This is a genomic window from Adhaeretor mobilis (assembly GCF_007741515.1).
Lineage (GTDB): Bacteria > Planctomycetota > Planctomycetia > Pirellulales > Lacipirellulaceae > Adhaeretor > Adhaeretor mobilis.
Map to the genome: position 1 here is coordinate 4,647,200 of NZ_CP036263.1, position 18,322 is coordinate 4,665,521.

Here is an 18,322-nt window from a genome sequence, read left to right on the forward strand (position 1 = left end):
AGAATAATGAGCACGCGTATTCTACGAATGGGCTCAGGTAGCTATAGAACAATGCCTACCTGGAAGCCCGATTTCGTCCTCTGAAACTTAGCCAGTATACATTCGCGCTATCGGCGTTTTCCACATCCATTTCATTACTCTGTGAACCTCCGTGTCCTCTGTGGTTCCAAAGAGAAGTACCAATATGACCGACCCTACAAAGCCGAAAAACAACCGGCGGAGCGCTATCGCTGCCATCGTTGCCGGTGCGCTGGCTGTGCTTACGCCGTTGGGCGTTGGCATTGCCTCTTTCTTGACGCCGCTATTCAAGACGAAGAAGTCTCCTAAAGTGCGCGTCGCGCTGCTCAGCCAAGTACCCGACGATGGCATGCCCCGTTCGTTCCCTGTCGTTGCCGATAGGCAAGACGCCTGGACGGGCTACGAGGCACAGCGCATCGGCGCCGTTTACTTAGTACGCAACCCAGGAGAAGCAGAGCCTATCGCATTCACCGCCAAGTGCCCCCACGCAGGCTGTCTCGTCGGCTACACCCCCGGCGACACCGTATTCAAGTGCCCGTGCCATACGAGTTCGTTCAATCTCGATGGCACGCGAGTACGCGGCGACGAAGAGGTGTCCCCCCGCGGCATGGACACGCTGCCGGTCGAATTGAAGAAGCTTTCAGGCGACGGCGACATTGAGATCACCGAAATTCACGTCGAATACATCGACTACCAAACCGGCCATGCGGAGAAGCATTCAACGGCTTAGCTGCAACGAATAGGATCAACCACGGAGGCACGTAGGGCACGGACTTTCGACACCAATTTCCTCTCACAAAGGCGCTACGTGGATAAGTTTGAGAAAAATCAGTAATGCCATAGTGCCACTTAACAAGAGCTTTCATTGCCTTTGTGATTGGTGCCTCGACTACAGTTCTTTGTGACTTAGCGCCTTTGCGAGAAACAAATCAACTCAGATTATTCTCTGTGTCCTCCGTGCCTCCGTGGTTAATAAGATGACAGCCCCTTTTTCATTAATCGAACTAGCTTCCTGTGCCTGACACATCATCGAGAAATGGCTTGATCCCCCGCCTCACTGACTGGCTTGATGACCGCGCCGGCGTGCGTGATTTAGTCAATGATGCGCTGTACGAAAGCGTACCCGGCGGCGCACGCTGGCGCTATGTGTGGGGAAGCACGCTGGTGATGGCGTTCATGACGCAAGTCGTCACAGGCATATTCCTATGGATGGCTTATAGCCCCAGTACGCAAACTGCGTGGGAAAGCGTCTACTATATCCAGCACGAGATGACCGGCGGCTGGCTCCTGCGAGGCATTCATCACTTCATGGCGCAGGCGATGATCATTCTCCTAGCGATTCACTTCCTGCAAGTCGTTTGGGACGGGGCCTACCGCGCACCGCGCGAGCTGAATTTCGTGCTCGGGCTCATCCTAATGCTCATTGTGCTGGGATTAGCGCTCACCGGTTATTTGTTGCCCTGGGATCAAAAGGGCTATTGGGCCACCAATGTCGGCACGGAACTGTCGAGCCTCGCGCCCGGCGTGGGTAGCGAAGTGAAACAGCTGGCCGTAGGCGGCAGTTCGTATGGGCATCACACACTCACTCGCTTCTTCGCGCTGCACGCGGGCGTGTTGCCTGGCGCGATGGTTGCATTCTTGGCGCTGCACATCGCCCTTTTTCGCCGCCACGGGTTGCACGCGAAAGACAAGAACTACGCCCCGGACTCCACCTTTTGGCCAGATCAGGTACTCAAAGATAGCGTCGCCGCGCTCGGCGTACTGGCTGCCGTACTGGGGCTCACTGTCTACTACGGCGGCGCAGAGCTCACCGCCCCCGCCGACCCAGCAAGCCCCTACAATGCCGCTCGACCGGAGTGGTACTTCCTATTCCTATTCCAGTTCCTGAAATGGTTCCCCGGGCAGCTAGAAATCTGGGGTGCCATCGTCATTCCCACCGTCGTGCTGATCGTACTCTTCCTCATGCCGTGGATTGGCAAGTCCAAGGCTGGCCATTTTTTCAATGTGGGCTTGCTCGTGGTGATCATCGGTGGCGCGGTCGCGCTCACCGTGCAAGCGATCAACGACGATTACTACGCCAGCGGATTCACCGAGGAAGAAGCCACGGCATTGCTGGACTCAGCCGACGACGCAGACAATTTGGCCAAGACCCGCTACGAAGCGTCTCGCAACTTCCTTGACGCGAAGGATCAAGCCCACAACGAGGCACATCGCGTCATCGAACTGGCTAGTTCGCCAAGCAAGACCCCACCGACTGGTGCATTGCCCCTCGTGCAGAACGATCCGTACTTGCAAGGGCCGAAGCTCTACAAGCAAAACTGCGCAAGCTGCCATAACTACCAAGACCTCAGAAAGGAGCTCACCGAACTACCCTCCTACGAACGGGCCCTCGTGAATGAAGAACCGACCGCACCGAATCTCTACGGCGTCGGCTCGCGCGATTGGATCGCCAAAATGCTCGATCCCAAGTTCGTCAACAGCAAGCACTATTTCGGCTACAAGGATTCGCCGTTCGGCACCGACGGTGATTACCCCGAGATGGTCGATTACATCACGGCTTGTTTTGCTGACCTTGAAGGTGAAGAACGCAAAGCGGTTGAAGAAGCGTTTGACAAGGTTGCCATCGCTCTCTCCGCTGAGGCAAAACTCCCCTCGCAAGTCGAAGCAGACAAGCAAGACGCCAAGTTGATTCAACAAGGTCGTGCTCTCATTGAGGGCAAGCTTGCCGACATCGTCTCTGAAGGCATGAGTTGTACTGATTGCCACACCTTTGGCGAGCAACAGGACATCGGCTCGCCGGTGCTCGACGGCTACATGTCGAAAAAGTGGCTTTCCGACCTCATCCGCAATCCCGCCGACGAACGCTTTTACGGCGACATGAACGACCGCATGCCGAAGTTCGCCCCGCACGACAACGCGATGCTCAATCAGTTGGACGATAAGTCTTTGGAGTTGATCGTCGATTGGCTGCGCCAAGATTGGTATCGTCCCGAAAAAACCGAATGATAATCGACCAGTGACTCAGCTTCCTTTTTGAACCACAGAGGACACGGAGTTTCACAGAGGGCGGTAGAGCGGGGTTTCGCTCTTATTGCATTTTGTCTTGTTTCTTAGATTTCTCTCTGTGATGTCCTCCGTGCTCTCCGTGTCCTCTGTGGTTCAAAAACTAACGTATCCATCCCGTAGAAGAAAAACGCATGAGCAATCCTCTCGAATACAACAAACAACAACTCGTCGACCTCGTGCGCGAGCGTGCCCTGCAATTCGGCGAGTTCACACTCGCCTCCGGCAAGCAAGCCAGCTATTACCTTGACTGCCGCCAAGCAGTACTCACCGCCGAGGGGGCACGACTCGTTGGCGCGGGCATGTTGGAACTGATGGCCGATGACATGCCACCACTGGTCGGTGGCATGGCCATCGGGGCTGATCCGATTACCGCGGCCATTCTGACGCTATCTGGTATTCAAGGACAGAGCCTACGAGGCATCATGGTTCGTAAGGAATCGAAACAACACGGCACCGGCAAGTTTGTCGAAGGCCCCTACGAGCCCGGCGAGGAAGTCGTCATTGTCGAGGATGTCGTCACTACCGGCGGGTCCTCGTTGCTAGCAATCGAACGCTGCGAAGCGGTCGGGCTGAAGGTAAAACGCGTACTGGCCATCGTCGATCGCCTAGAAGGTGGCCGTGAAGCCTTTGCCAACGCGGGCTATGAGCTATCTACCCTGCTTACCATCAAAGATTTCGGCATCGATCCACCAGCGACGACCTGATAGCATGCTCGCTAGTAATTCATAGAGTGAATCGCCAAGGACGCAAAGAGCGCCAAGAAGAAACAAAAGAGAATCAAACAAGACGGGATTAAAAGGATGTCCAGGAAAGATAATTCATACTCAATCCTGTTCATCCTGTAGATCCCGTCAATTGATTCTTGGCGCTCTTTGCGTCCATGGCGGTTCAGTCACGAACTAGGGAACGGAATCTCCCATGGAATCTTCTCTTCACCGCCAACTCAAACTCACGTACGTCGAAGACGAATCGCAGCACGAGGTGGCTTGCGATGGGTATCGCATCGATGCGGTGCGCGGCAAGGAACTTATTGAGATTCAGCACGGTTCACTCTCAGCCATTCGCGACAAAATCGCTAAGCTGCTGAAGAAGAAGCACACGGTGCGCGTCGTGAAGCCAATCGTCGCGGAGAAACTGCTCGTCAAGCTCGACAAGCAAGATGGCAAAGTAGTGAGTCGTCGCCGCAGCCCCAAGCGGGGCGCACTGCTCGACGTGTTCGATCACCTCATCTATTTTACGCGCGTGTTTCCTCACGCACGGCTGACGCTTGATGTGCCGCTCGTCACCGTGGAAGAACATCGCTACCCGGGCCACGGCAGGCGGCGACGACGGCGCGAACGCGACTTCGTGGTACAAGACCAGTTCCTTACCGACGTGCTAGAAGTACATTCGTTACGCACTCATGCCGACCTGCGTGGCTTTCTGCCGAAACGTTTGCCACGGAAGTTCCACACCGGCCACCTTGCTGAGAAAATGAACGTACCCCGCAATACCGCCCAGCGCATGGCGTACTGCCTACGAGAAACCGGCTCGCTGTACGTGGTCGGCAAAGAGGGCAATGCAGTGTTGTATAGTCGGAAGGCTGCGTGAAGCGAAGTAGCTCGGCCATCCTGGCTGCGTAGGGTATGTCGAGTGGCTACGTCCTGATGGTCTCCTGAGGTATACTTTCCTCATGAGCGTTCCGCCCACGAGTACTGCCACATCGCACCACGCGGAAACCGTCCTTGAGATCGCTGAGTATCTCGAAGAACTCAAGGCCCGCGCACTTTCTGCGCCCGATACCCAAGCCGCTGTCCAGCGGGGCTATCTCACGCCCACTGAAGAACTAGCCGCGCGGCAGCTGCAGGCATCGTACTGGCAGTGCCGGAGTGCGTTGCTGGAGATCGTGCTTTCGCTCGATCCGGGCCCCGCTCACAGCGAGTCGATCGACTTAGCCGAACAAACAGCGACCAAGCAAGCAGCGAACTTCCTCACGGCGTTCACCGCGGCCGGCGTGCTCGTGGACGCGGCGATTTTTCTACGGAGCCGGTTTCACTCGGCCGCTTCGATTCGCAAAAAGCTCGACGAGCCCGATCCAGTCCTCGGTGTGCCCGGCGATATGTACGCCACGGTGCAGCACTCGCTCACCCGTCCGGGCAACGCGTGGCGGCTGTTGCAGGCGCGACGCAACTACCAGACGACTCGCTCCAAGTTAGTCGAACGGCTTCCCGGTGAGCCCTACGATCAACTCTTCTTGCTGGCTGATCAACTCGCTGAGCGCCTGCGCCCCAGCTTTACCACATTCCTGCGTACACGTCTGCACGTATGGGGCCGCTTTCTGAAGACTCTCTTCCGGCGCGACCTTGTAGGGCAGGGGTTATTCCTGGTGCAGCGTTACGTGTCCGGTTTGGTCTCGGAAGTCTCTGTGAAGCCGGGTCACCAACCGGGTGTGCCGGAGCAGATTCGCGCTCAGTTGCTCGAACACCTCCGACCGGGCGATGTCTTTGTCGTGCGTAAAGAGTTCGCCGCGACGAATTACTTCCTGCCGGGCTATTGGCCACACGCAGCGTTGTACTTGGGCTGCCGTGGCGATCTTTGCAACTTGTCAGTCGATGGGCATCCAGGCTTCGCCGACCGCACGGCGCTGTTCGATGACTGTCAGGAAATTGCTCCTGAGAATCCCCACGGCCTGCGCGTGTTGGAAGCCATGAAGGATGGCGTACTTATCCGCTCGGTCGATTCGCCGCTGGCGAGCGACTCAGTCGTGATTTTGCGGCCCCAGCTTTCCACTGAGAGTATTGCCGACGGATTCTGCAGGGCGATCTTGCACGAGGGTAAACCCTACGACTTCGATTTCGACTTCACCTGCTCGCATCGTATGGTTTGCACTGAAGTGGTGTACCGCGCCTATGACGGCCTAGGGGACATGCAGTTCCAGTTGGAGCGTCACGCCGGACGAATGGCGTTGGGGGCCCAGGGACTGATTCAAATGGCCTTGGCCGGCAGAGGCTTCACGCCAACGGCAGTTTACTCGCCCGCCGACGCTGAGGGCGTTCTCACTGGAGACCAGGCGATTGAAGTGCTAAGAAATAGAACACCGTCACAGTAGACTGCAGCGTCAGCCCGGAACTTGCGAACAAGCTACGATAGGTCAGCCGTCGAGAAGCCCTTTCCCCTGTGGATGCCCGCACAGCACTAGTGGTCGTACTATTTCGGTAAACTTTGCGGCTTGTACAGCGCAAATTCCTTGCTGCCAGGCTATCACTATGGCCACAGTAATCTTCGGGTTTTAGCACTCTCGCGCTGAACGACCGATACCATCGTCATGCTTTACCAGCTGCGCGGCAATTCGCTCATAATTTCGCCGCAAACCGTCTAGGCGATCTCTCGCTTTCAAGAACAGCCCGTCGATAGTTGATCATGAGGCGGAGGTTTCACCCCCGCGAAGGCGTTCCCTGTGCCTGATCGTTCTTGGGGAATGGCTTTGCAAGACAACAGCGTGCGGCCCGAAGGGTTAGTCGTTCTAACTCTCTACGGCCCAAGACGCAATGAAGGAGCGTAACTGTGAAGATTCGGACATGGATTGTCGGAATTGCGGCCCTCGCAATGAGCGGGAATGGTGCTGCAGCTCAGACACAGGCGACCGACTGGTCGTATGACAACAACGTGAAAGCCGTCGGCTGCTGTGAAGACAGCTGCTGCGGTGATGATTCCTGCTGCGATTTCGACCCCTGCTGTGGCGATGCTTGCTGCGGCGACGGAGTTGGTTGTGGCAGTGGCTGCGGAGTTGGCGGTGCATTGGCTGGCATGTCGCTGGCCGGAGCACTAGGCCTGGAGGACTCAGGTCTGGTAGTCGGTGGTTGGACGCAAGTCGGTTACCACGACGAGCAAACCGAGCTCTCGAATACCTTCGACGACGGACTAGCGTTCAATGATCTGCAAGATCGGATCAATCTCCACCAGCAGTACTTCTTCCTCGGGAAAGATGCTGACGGTAGCGACGGATGGGACTGGGGTTTCCGCACCGACGTCATGTACGGTACAGATGCCCAGAAAACCCAAGCCTTCGGCAACCCAGGAGCTGGTACCCGCGGCTTCGGTTCTTACGATGCTTCGCTGGATCACGGCTACTACGGCTGGGCGATTCCTCAAGCCTACGCTGAGCTTGAGAATGGCGACTTCAACGTGAAGATTGGTAAGTTCTACACGCTCGTAGGATACGAAGTCGTTACCGCTCCGGATAACTTCTTCTACAGTCACTCGTTGACCATGTTCAACAGCGAGCCGTTCACCCACACTGGTGTCCTTACTTCTTACACAGGTTTCGGCGGACTCACCCTGTACAACGGCTGGACCGCTGGCTGGGATACTGGTTTCGACAACACCCTCGGTGGTAGCAACTACCTCGGTGGTTTTGGTCTCGACATCAGCGACAACCTGAGCTTCACCTACATCACCACCTACGGTAACTTCGGTGCCCGTGATGGCGGTCAAGATGACAGCTACTCGCACAGCATCGTAATCGCTGCCAGCCTGACCGATCGCCTTGAATACGTATTCCAGAGTGACTTGGTCGGTATCGACGCCACGGCTGACAATGGCACACAGATCGGTAGCAACGACCAGACTGGAATCAACCAGTACTTGTTCTACCAGTGGAACGATCGCGTCAAGCTCGGTTCGCGTATGGAATGGTGGAAGAGCGACGGAACTTCGCACTACGAGCTAACTAGTGGTGTGAACTTCAGCGTGCTTGATAACTTGGTCGTGCGTCCTGAGTACCGCATGGACTGGGCTCCTGGCCTCGATGTTGATCGCGACACCATCGGTATCGACGCCATCCTGACTTACTAAGGTTGGTTTGGCAGGAGTATGCTCGGCTGAAGGCAATATGCCTCCTGCCGCCAGCCAAGCTTAACTAACGATCCCCTTCACCGGGGGTCGGCTTCATCCCCCGAAGCCGGCCCTCGGTTTTTTGTTTCCCAGTATTCGGCAATCTCAGGTATCAACCCCCACAGCTTGCGCTGGGGGCTAGATTTTCATATTCAAATGATCCTAGCCCCCGGCGCAAGCCGTGGGGTTATTGAATTTGTACAATATCTCAGCACTTCTAAATCAAAATCGCCTTTCCCAACTTGCGACGCACAGGCACAAACTGCCCTGCGTGCATCATGTCGTGCGTCGCGAGCAAAATGTACATGTGACCCACGGTCGGGAACATCTCACGGAACTTCTCTGGCGAAGGTGCATCTAGATCTGTCTCGCTAGTGCGCTCCAACGAAGCCATCGTAGCTTCACGAACCTCATCGAGCAGACGCAGGTACTCTTCCTTCGTGTGAAGCTTCGTTTTGTCCACACTCTTGGAATTCTCAGTGCTGTAGGTTTCCGCGAAGCCATCCGGCAGTTCGATTGCTGCCCCGGGCTCGACCATTTCTAACAGATGACACTCCGATGAAATTAAATGCCCAAGCTGCCATGCGAGACAATTGCAGCCCTCACCTGGGCTCTCCAGCAGCTCAGCATCTTCGAGGTCGCTGAAATAGGTCTTCAAAATAAAGGCACTAGTTTCAGCCGTGGTGCGAATGGCATCTTGAGCGTTCATGATTCTTCTCCGAGAGCAGTGAATACTTGACTTTGCACAACATACCATAGCGGTGTGGGCTTAGTAGCGTGTATTCACCCAACTGATCGCTGCTTCCCATCCTTCTACCATGCTCGAGCCTTCTCGCGTACAGGTCCCTGTGAGGGAACGATTTGCTGATTTTCGACTCAAGCCTTGGGCCTCGAGCTACAGGCCCACCCCGTTGCCACCCGCTCGAATCGCGCGATAATGGCTAATTCCACAAATCTCGCCAGGCGAGGCGTAGCTCGCCGGCTACTTGCTGTTTTCACTAGGCACTTGCCTCCGCTGCCGTGCCCAGAGTTTCCTAACACCTAATTCCCTATTCCCCCCAAACCCCTCCGCTATGAACGACAAACTCATCGGCACTGGCCTCACCTTCGACGACGTTCTCATCGAGCCTAGCATGAGCAGTGTCATCCCCTCCGAGGTGGATGTAGCGACCCGACTCACCAAGCGCATTTCCATGCGGGCGCCGCTGTTAAGCTCGCCCATGGATACGGTGACTGAGCACCGCATGGCGATCGCCCTCGCCCAAGAAGGGGGACTGAGCGTCATCCACAAGAATATGTCCGTGGAGCGCCAGACTAAAGAGGTCGACAAGGTGAAGCGCTCCGCGAACGGCATCATCGTCGATCCGGTGACGCTCCCGTCGGATGCTAGCGTCGCCGTCGCTCGGCAGACCATGCAGTCGTCCAACGTCTCCGGCATTCCGATCACCGCACCCGACGGCAAGCTGGCGGGTATTCTCACGCGGCGCGATCTCCGCTTCCTGGAAGACTCCGACCAGCCGGTGGCTCAAGTGATGACCCAAGGTGCCCAGCTTGTTACGGCTACGGGGACTGTGACGCTTGAGGAAGCAGAGAAGATATTGATGGCAAAAAAGGTCGAGAAGCTTCTCCTGGTTGACGAAGAATACAAACTGACGGGTCTCATCACGATCAAAGACATCGACATGATGCGGCGGTTCCCTCAGGCGAGTAAAGACGCCCAGGGTCGCCTCCGCGTTGGGGCTGCTATCGGAGTCCACGACTTCGAGCGGGCAGCGAGCCTCATCGAGAAAGATGTCGACTTTTTGGTAGTCGATAGTGCTCACGGGCATTCGACTAATGTGATCGAGACCGTCAAAGAGTTGAAGAAGCGTTGGGACATCGACCTGGTTGCAGGTAATGTCGCAACGGCTGAAGGAACGAAGGATTTGATTGCCGCTGGGGCCGATGCTGTGAAAGTTGGCATTGGCCCGGGATCGATCTGCACTACGCGGGTGATCTCCGGGATTGGCGTTCCCCAGGTCACGGCAGTCTACAACGCATCTCAAGCAGCCGCCGGCAGCGATACCACCATCATCGCGGACGGCGGAATTAGATACTCAGGAGACATTACCAAAGCACTTGTAGCTGGGGCCCACGTGGTGATGCTTGGCGGCTTGCTCGCCGGGCTGGACGAAAGCCCAGGCGAGCGAGTGTTGTACCAAGGACGCACCTTCAAGACCTATCGCGGGATGGGTTCGATGGGGGCAATGGTACACGGCAGTAGCGAACGATACCGACAATCCAAGGACGACGCCGGCAACGGCAAGCTGGTTCCCGAAGGCGTGGAAGGACGCGTGCCCTACAAAGGGCCGTTGAGCCCCTTCCTCTACCAAATGATCGGGGGCCTGCGTGCCGGAATGGGATACGCCGGTGCCAGAACCATCGAGGAGTTGCGCACTGAGGCGCGGTTCATTCAAGTGACCCCGGCCAGCGTGCGAGAAAGCCATCCGCATGACATCGCCATTACGCAAGAAGCTCCGAACTATACCGCAGAGTATAGCGCTAGCGAAACCATTTAATCGCACAGCTCGGGGGAACTGCACTAGCTCTCCATACTGGTGGGGAACTCTCGCTTACTCCCAGCTTGGATTAGCGCTGGTCGTACTGCACTTCTCAACAAGCTTAGCGCAAGCGGAAACATGGCATTCCACACAGCAGGATGCGGCTAGTGCTTCAGAGAATCCAACGCAAGCGGCGCGGCAAACAGTCCAGATGAGTAAGCGACAAGTCGCTCGTTGGAATCCCTACACAGAGAACGCTCAATCGATCAAGGCTGATAGCAACTTCCAGCGTGCCAGTTGGGAAGAAGTCGCAGCGTCCCAAGACCACCACGCGGTTGTCCAATCTGCGGAAACCCTGGAAGTCGATCCCTTCGAGCGCACCGATTTCGATGGCAACGTTGAACCGGCGCAACTGCTCGCCCAGAACGACGATCCGTTCGACCTCGACATCCCCGAATACGACCCGCCAGCCGAGAACGATCCGTTCAACGTAGGCGATTCGGAACCAGAAAACGAAGAGGACATTCCAGAGACGGATGACGACGCCGAAGCTGATTTTGAGGATGCTTTTGAAGACGCATTCGACGATCCAGATGCAGCGGAGTCGGAAGAGGAAGAGACCGAATTCGAACCAATTACGCCCGAACCAATTACGCCCGAACCCATCACGCCTGAACCGCTTCCAACTGGAGATGGCGAATCCGAGGTTGATAGCATCCTTCGCGATTCCAAGGAGTCGCTCGACAAAGAGACCATGCGAGAGGAAACCAGCCCCGAGGCGAGCAAGCTGTTAGAGAAATACCTTCGCGAGCAGGACGAAGACAAGGCCACCGGCGACGAGCAGAACCTATTTCAGGACCCTGACCTCGATAGGGATAAACAACAGGACACTCTGAATGAAGAGGAGCTCGAGAAGCTGAGAAGTCAGGAAGCCAGGGGTCACAACGAGCTTGCCAAGGCACGTATTGAGAGCGAGAAGAACTGCTCAGAAGAATTCGAAAAGCTGAAATCCGCACGTATCGAGAATATCGACCTTAGTATTCGCGTCCAAGGCGAGGCGGGTGCGGACTATCCGATCGCCTGCGGCTTAGGCAGCGAAGTATTCGCCCCACGTTCGTGGCCCCAGATCACCTACATGTGGAAAGCCTCCGGCACATGCCACAAGCCGTTGTACTTCGAGCAAGTTCAACTCGAACGCTATGGTCACTCGTGGGGACCATACTTGCAACCGATCATGTCCGGTGCCCATTTCTTCGGTTCCGTTGCTGTGCTCCCGTACAAGATGGGCATTCGCACACCCAACGAATGCGTATACACCCTGGGCTACTACCGCCCGGGCAGTTGTGCACCGTACATGATCGACCCCGTGCCGTTCACTTGGCGAGCCGTATTCTTCCAAGGCATGGTCGCCGGCGGCGCTGCGGTTGCCTTGCCGTAAGCGACTCTTAAGTAGCTCGGCCATCCTGGCTGAGTCGGGTAGAGCTGGCACTCCAAACTGAGATCGCCAAAACGGACCCGGCTGGCATTCTAAACCTCCCACTGCTCAGACCGGTGGCACCGAGCTACTCTCGGGGTGGCATGGGCAACTTGTTGCCCTTGAGCACGAGTGTTGGGGTAGCGTCGGGATTTCTCCTGAGAGACTACAAGGGTAGCAAGCTATCCATGCCACCCCGTATCGCGTTTAACCCACCTTCTACTACAATCGGTTCATGACCGATCAAGCAGAAACCAGCGAAGCCCCTGCCCGCAAATGGCAACCGCTCGACCGCACGCAGCGCCGCATCGCAGGCGTGCTCGTAGAAAAGGCCAAGACCACGCCCGGTAGCTACCCGCTCACGATGAACTCGATGGTTAATGCATCGAATCAAAAAAGCAATCGCTTCCCTCAGATGCAGCTCGACGAGGGAGATGCCTACGAGGCGTGCGAGCAGCTGATGAAGCTCGGCGCAATTGCCCAAATCCAAGGCGACAGCCGCACCGAGAAGTACCGCCACCTGCTGTACGACTGGCTTGGCGTCGATAAAACGGGAATTGCCGTCATGGGCGAGCTGCTGCTGCGCGGCGCGCAAACCCTCGGCGAGCTCCGCGCTAGAGCCGCTCGCATGGAACCGATCGCGGGTATGACAGAACTGCGACCGATCATTGATTCACTGGTCGCCAAAGAGCTCATGATCTACGTCACGCCGCCGGGCCGCGGCTGCATCGTGACGCACAATCTTTACCAGCCGCAGGAGTTGGAGAAGGTGCTCAAAGATGCCGGCGCAACTGCCCCCGCCGCTGCCGCGGCACCACCGAGCCCGTCATCCGCGCCACTAGTGGTTTCGGCGACTGGCAATGAATTGGCAGAGCTCAGGGAGGAGGTCGCCGAGCTCCGACAAGAACTCGCCGACCTGCGCGAACTGGTGGAGAGCTTGACCCAGTAGCTGGCCCCCCAAGGTTGTCAGTTACACACCAGATCAGTGGTATCTCGAACGACCTCCTGTCGCAAGTGACACCGAGACGTGTGCGTATCGGCAATCCGGTTTGCAAACGAAGTGTCGTCGCCAACCATTTTTTCATAAGCCAACCCATGGCCACTCCCAACCCATTCGGCCTGCACACAATTACGCCCTATCTGATCGTGCAGCGCGTGCCCGAACTGATCGAGTTTCTCACCGAGCTCTTCGGCGCAAACCAACGGGGCGAACTGCACATGCGTGACGATGGCAGCGTGAAGCATGCCGAGGTGCAGATCGGCGATTCGGTCGTCATGATGGGCGAACCGATGACCGAGTTCAAAGCCCAACCGGCGACGCTTTACACCTATGTCGATGATTGCGACGCGACCTACGCGAAGGCTTTGGAGATAGGCGCAGAGTCCGTTCTAGAGCCTGAAGACTATCCCCACGGCGACCGCTACGGTGGGATCAAGGACCTAGCGGGGAATACGTGGTGGGTGGTGACACACGTGGGCGGGTGAGAAGCTGAGACAACGTAGGCCGTAACAAGCTTGGCGCCGTTACGGCACACTACATCAACAGGATCGCCGCCGCTTCAAATAGATTGCCTTCCTTGGCTATCGAGTGGCCCGATGGTAGGCTCATGCCATTACAACATTGTTCATTCTTGAAAGTCCATCATGCTCCGCCCTCTATTATTTCTGTTCGCCCTCGTGACATTGACCAGCGCTACCTTTGCTCAAGAGAAAGAGGATGCCGCAAAGAAGCAGTTCCTTGAGCTTCGAACCTACACGTTGGTTGATGCAGCAGCGGAAGAGAAGCTCGACGCCTATCTGGAAAAAGCACTTCTACCAGCGCTGGAGCGTCAGGGCCTCGGTCCGAATGTAGCCTTTGATCAAGCAGGCGAAAGCGAAAGCATTGAAGTGATGCTGCTGATTGCCGGCCAGTCTGCCGAGGCTGTCACCACAGCAACCGCTAAGTTGGCAAAAGATGACACGTACCAACTGGCCGCCAAAGCGTACCACAGCACGCCCTCGGACAAGCCGCTGGTGAAACGGATTCGCAGTGAGTTGCTACAATCGTTCGACGTTTGGCCGCAGGCAATCGTTTCGCAGTATGTCAAAAAGGGCAGGGCACAACTGTTTGAGCTGCGCACCTATGAGAGCGCCACCGAAAGGCTTGGGCAACTCAAAGTCGAGATGTTCAACTCGGGTGAAGTGCCCATCTTTCTCGAATGCAATGTGATGCCTGTGTTCATGGGGCAAGCATTGATCGGCGATAAGCTGCCAAATCTCACCTACATGACCGTTCACGACGATGCGAAAACGCGGGACGCAAATTGGGCGAAGTTCGTGCAGCACCCTGACTGGAAGGCCTACAGTAAGGTCAAGAAGTACGCAGGAACCGTGAGCAAGATCCACAAAAGCGATTGGGTGGCGAAACCGTATTCGCAGCTGTAGTGCTAACCAACCTTGCGCACCACGCCTGTTACAATACCCAACACTTGCACGTTACGCACGTAGATTGGTTCCATCGAACTGTTGGCCGGTTGCAAACGGATGCGGTTGCCTTCAGGGATCCAGTATTTGAGAGTCGCTTCGCCCTCGTCGGTCATCGCAACCACGATGTCGTTCTTGCTGGCGTTCTTCGCCTTCTTGCAGATCACGATGTCGCCATCGGCGATGGCGGCTTCGATCATCGAATCGCCCTTCACACGTAAGGCGAAGTGGTTCTTCTTCGCAGGGAACATTGCGTCGAAGTCCAATAGCTCGGCGTCTTCAATCGCTTCAGTCAGACTACCCGCAGCAATCGACCCTACCAGCGGGATACCCTGATCCACGAGTCCAGCGTCGGTGAGCTGGATTGCCCTGGACATGTTGGGCTCACGAGTGATGAGGCCTTTTTTTTCCAATGCCTTTAAGTGGCACATCACGCCATTGGGAGAATTGATGCCAAACTGCTCGCCAATCTCTCGCACGGTCGGCCCGTAGCCGCGGCCCTGGATCTTGTCGCGAACGAACTCGTACACTTCGCGTTGGCGTTTGGTCAGTTGATCGAGGCTCATCGCGGTCCTTGCTTGCGGGAGGAATTCATAGGGCTAAGAATGGTCAAAATAGCCCGCCAATAGCATAAATTGTGGTGCAATCGACGCTATCATCCTAATATACGGGCGTACATCGTCAATAGCGTTTGTACAGTTATCGGCTGAAACTTAGTGGAATCCGCAATCTAGATGTCCATCGTCTCGTCGCATTGAGTCCCAGGTCATGCCCCAATGAACCACAAATTGCACGAATCACACGAATATTGCAGTGTGGAATTCTCGGGGAAAGCTTCTGTTTACGCAAGAAATTAGTGTTATTCGATTTATTCGGGGCTTGAAAATGGCCCAGTGAGCAGCTCCGGCCGAGGGTAGCAAAACTCTCTTGTTGCCGATTTGGTAGCGCGATGCGAAAATGTAAGCATCTCGAACAACTAGCTGCAACAGGAGTCAGCCATTCGCTCGTCGCCCCGGTATTTCACGTTTCAAGTCATCGTTGTCACCGGCGTCTTCTTACTGGCGATCCTGCTGGCCGGCAGTTCCCAAGTAAAGGCTCAACTCACGACTACCGATCTGCAAAGCGGGCCATCGTCGTTGGAAGTGTCTGCAGCCACAGAACTCACCCTCCAGGCTCGCTACCCTCGGAATGTCGAAGACCTGCAACGCATCGAAGCGCAGCTCCAGCGGGTTATCAAACGCTGCTTGCCATCGACGGTAGCACTGCAGCTGGGGCGTTCCGCCGGTAGCGGAGTGATCGTCAACCCTGAAGGGTTGATCCTCACCGCCGGCCACGTGATTGGTGATTCCAGCCGTAGCGTGATGATCGTACTGCCCGATGGCCGGAAGTTTACCGGCAAGAGCCTAGGTGCCAATCACGACATCGACGCCGGGATGGTTCAAATCGATAACCCGCCCGACGACCTGCCATACACACCGATTGCCAAGGGCACCGAGCTTGTTGCCGGACAATGGGTCGTCACTACAGGGCAACCGGGAGGCCTGATCGAAGGTCGCGCGCCGCCAGTTCGATTGGGCCGTGTGTTGTTTCGCGAAGATGAAGTAGTGTGTACTGATTGCACACTGGTCGGTGGCGACTCCGGCGGGCCGCTATTCAATATGCGTGGTGAGCTCGTGGGCATTCACAGCAGCATCGGACCGCGCGTTACGCACAATTTTCATGTTGCCACGACCGGCTTCGAAAACTCGTGGGATCGTCTACTGGCCGGCGAAGTTTGGGGCGGACACCTTAGCGACGAAATGCTAGCCAATCGCCCGGTGATTGGCGTCTCTGGTCGCACCATCCAAGGCCGCTGCGTGGTCGTGAAGTCCATCGCCGGTTTGCCTGCTGCCAAGGCAGGCATCGAAGATGGCGATGTGATTACGGCCATCGATGGAAAACCAATTGATACTTTTGAAGAACTCTCGCGGATTGTCTTTTTCCAAGATCCAGGGGCAACCGTGAAGATCACCTACGAACGCAACGGCGTCAATCGCACGGTTAGTGTCAAGATTATTACCGCGGATGAGATCGAACGAGAATAGTTGATATTGTGAGCTGACTGAAATAGAGAATAGCCACAGATGATATGATGCAGCATTGAATCATGCCACAGATCGAAGCAAGAGGACCGTCTTGAAATCCCACTCAACAACAATGCTCGCCGTACTGGCCCTATGCATTCTGGGCACATGTCGCCCAAGTGCATTGGCACAAGAAGCTGCTCCCGGGTTTACCCCCATTGAGCAGGAGCGCGATGTCCCCTTTGGGCTCGACCAGTTGCTTGTGCCACGCTGGCGCTTGGCGGATGGACCGCATGTGCGCGCGGCGTTTCGCGATGTGGTCCGCAATGCGTCGCACTCCACGGCGCGAGTTCGATCCGATGGGAAGCAAGTCGCCTTGGGCTCGATCGTGGGCGCCGATGGATGGATCCTCACCAAGGCAAGCCCCCTGAGTGGCGATGTCACGTGCCGGCTCAAAGATGGACGCACCTACAAGGCGGACATTGTGGGCATAAGTGGCGAGCACGACCTGGCCCTCTTGAAGATTGAAGCGACCAACCTACGCGAGCTGCGATTCTCCAGCAAAACGGCCACGGTTGGCTCGTTCGTAGCGACTGTGGGAACGCAGCGTGATCCCGAAGCAGTAGGGGTGGTAAGCGTGCCTGGCCGCGAAGTGCCCCCACAGCCCGGCGTGCTGGGGATTCAGCTCGATCAGGCCAACAAACCACTGGTAGTGCATGTGTTTCCCGAAAGCGGTGCCGAGCGTGCCGGCGTGAAAGAGAACGACCTGATCATACGCATCAACGAGACTCCAATTCCAACGCGCGTGGAGCTCATTGAAACGGTGCGCAAGTTCAATCCGGGTGATCGTGTGAAGCTCACTCTGGAGCGAGACTCAAAGACACTTACCGTCGAAGCAACTCTTTCAGGACGCTTTCCCGGCTGGCGGCAAAGTCGCAGCCAGTTTCAGAACTCCCTGGGCGGTAAGCTGAGCGTGCGCCGCTTTGGTTTCCCCGATGTGTTTCAGCACGACACAGTGCTCGCGCCCAATCAATGCGGCGGACCGTTGGTGAACCTGGATGGGGAGTCCGTCGGCGTGAACATCGCCCGCTCCGGCCGAACAGAGACTTATGCGCTGGATGTGCAAACCGTCACGGACCTGCTGTTCGATCTCCGCAGCGGCAAACTGGCCCCCCGCCGGCCGGAGTTGGAAGCGGCAAAGATTACTTCGCCGGCGCAGTAGGTATAGAGTTCTGCCATGTTCACGCAAAGCAGCCTCGAAGTTACACGCCAATCGCACCTTAGTGGCGGCTGTTCAAAGCGGCTATAATACGACTAACAGGACACAGGATTAACAGTGCACAAGTGTCTGCAATTGAGGTGTGAATGAAAGTCTATGGTTTCGAATCTGTTCAATCGCTCGTAGAATCAGAGGGATACGTTTTGAAACTTTTGGCAAATGACATAGGCGCTATTCTGTTTCCACGCACGACGGAGCATCGTGATGTGCGACAGCCGGGAATACGGTATGCGGACGACAGTAAGGGCAATGCCTTGGCCGCGATGGTCGTTCCTGGCCGAATCGAATTTCGCTTTCATGGAGACTTCTCTGATGAGCGAGTTCGCAAGTTGACCGAAGCTCTGCTCAAACATCCGGATTTCGATTTTGCGTCTTCGTTTGAAGTTACCTACCAGGGTCGAGTCTTGATTACCGCCGGAGACTCTTAGGTACCACAGCCTGATCGTCCTAGGCGGTTTTTGGTGGGTGATTTCCCTCCCGCTCCTCACGACTCCTGACGGGATAACAAGCTCCCAATACCGGTTACCACCGCCCTTTGCCGTTGCTT

16 protein-coding genes are annotated in these 18,322 nt (G+C 56.2%); 14 read left to right on the forward strand and 2 right to left on the reverse strand.

What is annotated here, in order from left to right:
* Positions 1–184: 184 nt before the first annotated feature.
* From HG15A2_RS18335 to HG15A2_RS18360, 6 genes are all read left to right on the forward strand, one after another.
* Entirely contained in the window at positions 185–748 is a 564-nt protein-coding gene (locus HG15A2_RS18335) for a QcrA and Rieske domain-containing protein (protein ID WP_145062097.1), read from the forward strand.
* 284 nt (positions 749–1,032) lie between these two features.
* The gene (locus HG15A2_RS18340) at positions 1,033–3,024 is read left to right on the forward strand and encodes a cytochrome b (protein WP_246117784.1); all 1,992 of its coding nucleotides are present in this window, start codon (positions 1,033–1,035) and stop codon (positions 3,022–3,024) included.
* A gap of 191 nt (positions 3,025–3,215) precedes the next feature.
* Positions 3,216–3,788 (forward strand): orotate phosphoribosyltransferase, encoded by a 573-nt coding sequence (gene pyrE / locus HG15A2_RS18345; protein WP_145062099.1) that lies wholly within the window; start codon positions 3,216–3,218, stop codon positions 3,786–3,788.
* A 214-nt stretch (positions 3,789–4,002) separates the two neighbouring features.
* The gene (locus HG15A2_RS18350) at positions 4,003–4,674 is read left to right on the forward strand and encodes a hypothetical protein (protein ID WP_145062101.1); all 672 of its coding nucleotides are present in this window, start codon (positions 4,003–4,005) and stop codon (positions 4,672–4,674) included.
* A gap of 82 nt (positions 4,675–4,756) precedes the next feature.
* The gene (locus HG15A2_RS18355) at positions 4,757–6,172 is read left to right on the forward strand and encodes a YiiX/YebB-like N1pC/P60 family cysteine hydrolase (RefSeq protein WP_145062102.1); all 1,416 of its coding nucleotides are present in this window, start codon (positions 4,757–4,759) and stop codon (positions 6,170–6,172) included.
* 455 nt (positions 6,173–6,627) lie between these two features.
* On the forward strand, positions 6,628–7,917 hold the full coding sequence (locus HG15A2_RS18360) for an outer membrane beta-barrel protein (protein ID WP_145062104.1): 1,290 nt from the start codon (positions 6,628–6,630) through the stop codon (positions 7,915–7,917).
* A 256-nt stretch (positions 7,918–8,173) separates the two neighbouring features.
* Here HG15A2_RS18360 and HG15A2_RS18365 read toward each other — a convergent pair whose 3' ends face one another.
* Positions 8,174–8,665, reverse strand: a complete 492-nt coding sequence (locus HG15A2_RS18365) for a DinB family protein (RefSeq protein ID WP_145062106.1) — start codon at positions 8,663–8,665, stop codon at positions 8,174–8,176.
* 364 nt (positions 8,666–9,029) lie between these two features.
* Between HG15A2_RS18365 and guaB the strand changes: the two genes are divergently transcribed.
* The 5 genes from guaB to HG15A2_RS18390 all read left to right on the forward strand — a co-directional run bounded on the left by guaB (position 9,030) and on the right by HG15A2_RS18390 (position 14,394).
* Positions 9,030–10,514, forward strand: coding sequence for an IMP dehydrogenase (gene guaB / locus HG15A2_RS18370; protein ID WP_145062109.1), 1,485 nt, complete (start codon positions 9,030–9,032; stop codon positions 10,512–10,514).
* Between the two features lie 193 nt (positions 10,515–10,707).
* Positions 10,708–11,934 carry a hypothetical protein gene (locus HG15A2_RS18375; RefSeq protein WP_145062111.1) on the forward strand — a complete coding sequence of 409 codons (1,227 nt, stop codon included), beginning with the start codon at positions 10,708–10,710 and terminating at the stop codon, positions 11,932–11,934.
* 271 nt (positions 11,935–12,205) lie between these two features.
* Entirely contained in the window at positions 12,206–12,919 is a 714-nt protein-coding gene (locus tag HG15A2_RS18380) for a DUF480 domain-containing protein (RefSeq protein WP_145062112.1), read from the forward strand.
* Positions 12,920–13,065: 146 nt separating this feature from the next.
* Positions 13,066–13,455 carry a VOC family protein gene (locus HG15A2_RS18385; RefSeq protein ID WP_145062114.1) on the forward strand — a complete coding sequence of 130 codons (390 nt, stop codon included), beginning with the start codon at positions 13,066–13,068 and terminating at the stop codon, positions 13,453–13,455.
* A 159-nt stretch (positions 13,456–13,614) separates the two neighbouring features.
* Positions 13,615–14,394, forward strand: coding sequence for an NIPSNAP family protein (locus HG15A2_RS18390; protein ID WP_145062116.1), 780 nt, complete (start codon positions 13,615–13,617; stop codon positions 14,392–14,394).
* Between the two features lie 2 nt (positions 14,395–14,396).
* Here the strand turns inward: HG15A2_RS18390 and lexA are convergent, their stop codons facing one another.
* Positions 14,397–14,999, reverse strand: coding sequence for a transcriptional repressor LexA (gene lexA, locus HG15A2_RS18395; protein WP_145062118.1), 603 nt, complete (start codon positions 14,997–14,999; stop codon positions 14,397–14,399).
* A 576-nt stretch (positions 15,000–15,575) separates the two neighbouring features.
* On the opposite strand from lexA, the gene HG15A2_RS18400 reads away from it, so the two are divergent.
* From HG15A2_RS18400 to HG15A2_RS18410, 3 genes are all read left to right on the forward strand, one after another.
* Entirely contained in the window at positions 15,576–16,517 is a 942-nt protein-coding gene (locus HG15A2_RS18400; RefSeq protein ID WP_145062119.1) for a S1C family serine protease, read from the forward strand.
* Between the two features lie 91 nt (positions 16,518–16,608).
* Positions 16,609–17,718: a S1C family serine protease gene (locus HG15A2_RS18405; protein ID WP_145062121.1), complete on the forward strand. Its 1,110-nt coding sequence runs from the start codon at positions 16,609–16,611 to the stop codon at positions 17,716–17,718.
* Positions 17,719–17,918: 200 nt separating this feature from the next.
* The gene (locus tag HG15A2_RS18410; protein ID WP_145062123.1) at positions 17,919–18,203 is read left to right on the forward strand and encodes a hypothetical protein; all 285 of its coding nucleotides are present in this window, start codon (positions 17,919–17,921) and stop codon (positions 18,201–18,203) included.
* Positions 18,204–18,322: the final 119 nt, after the last annotated feature.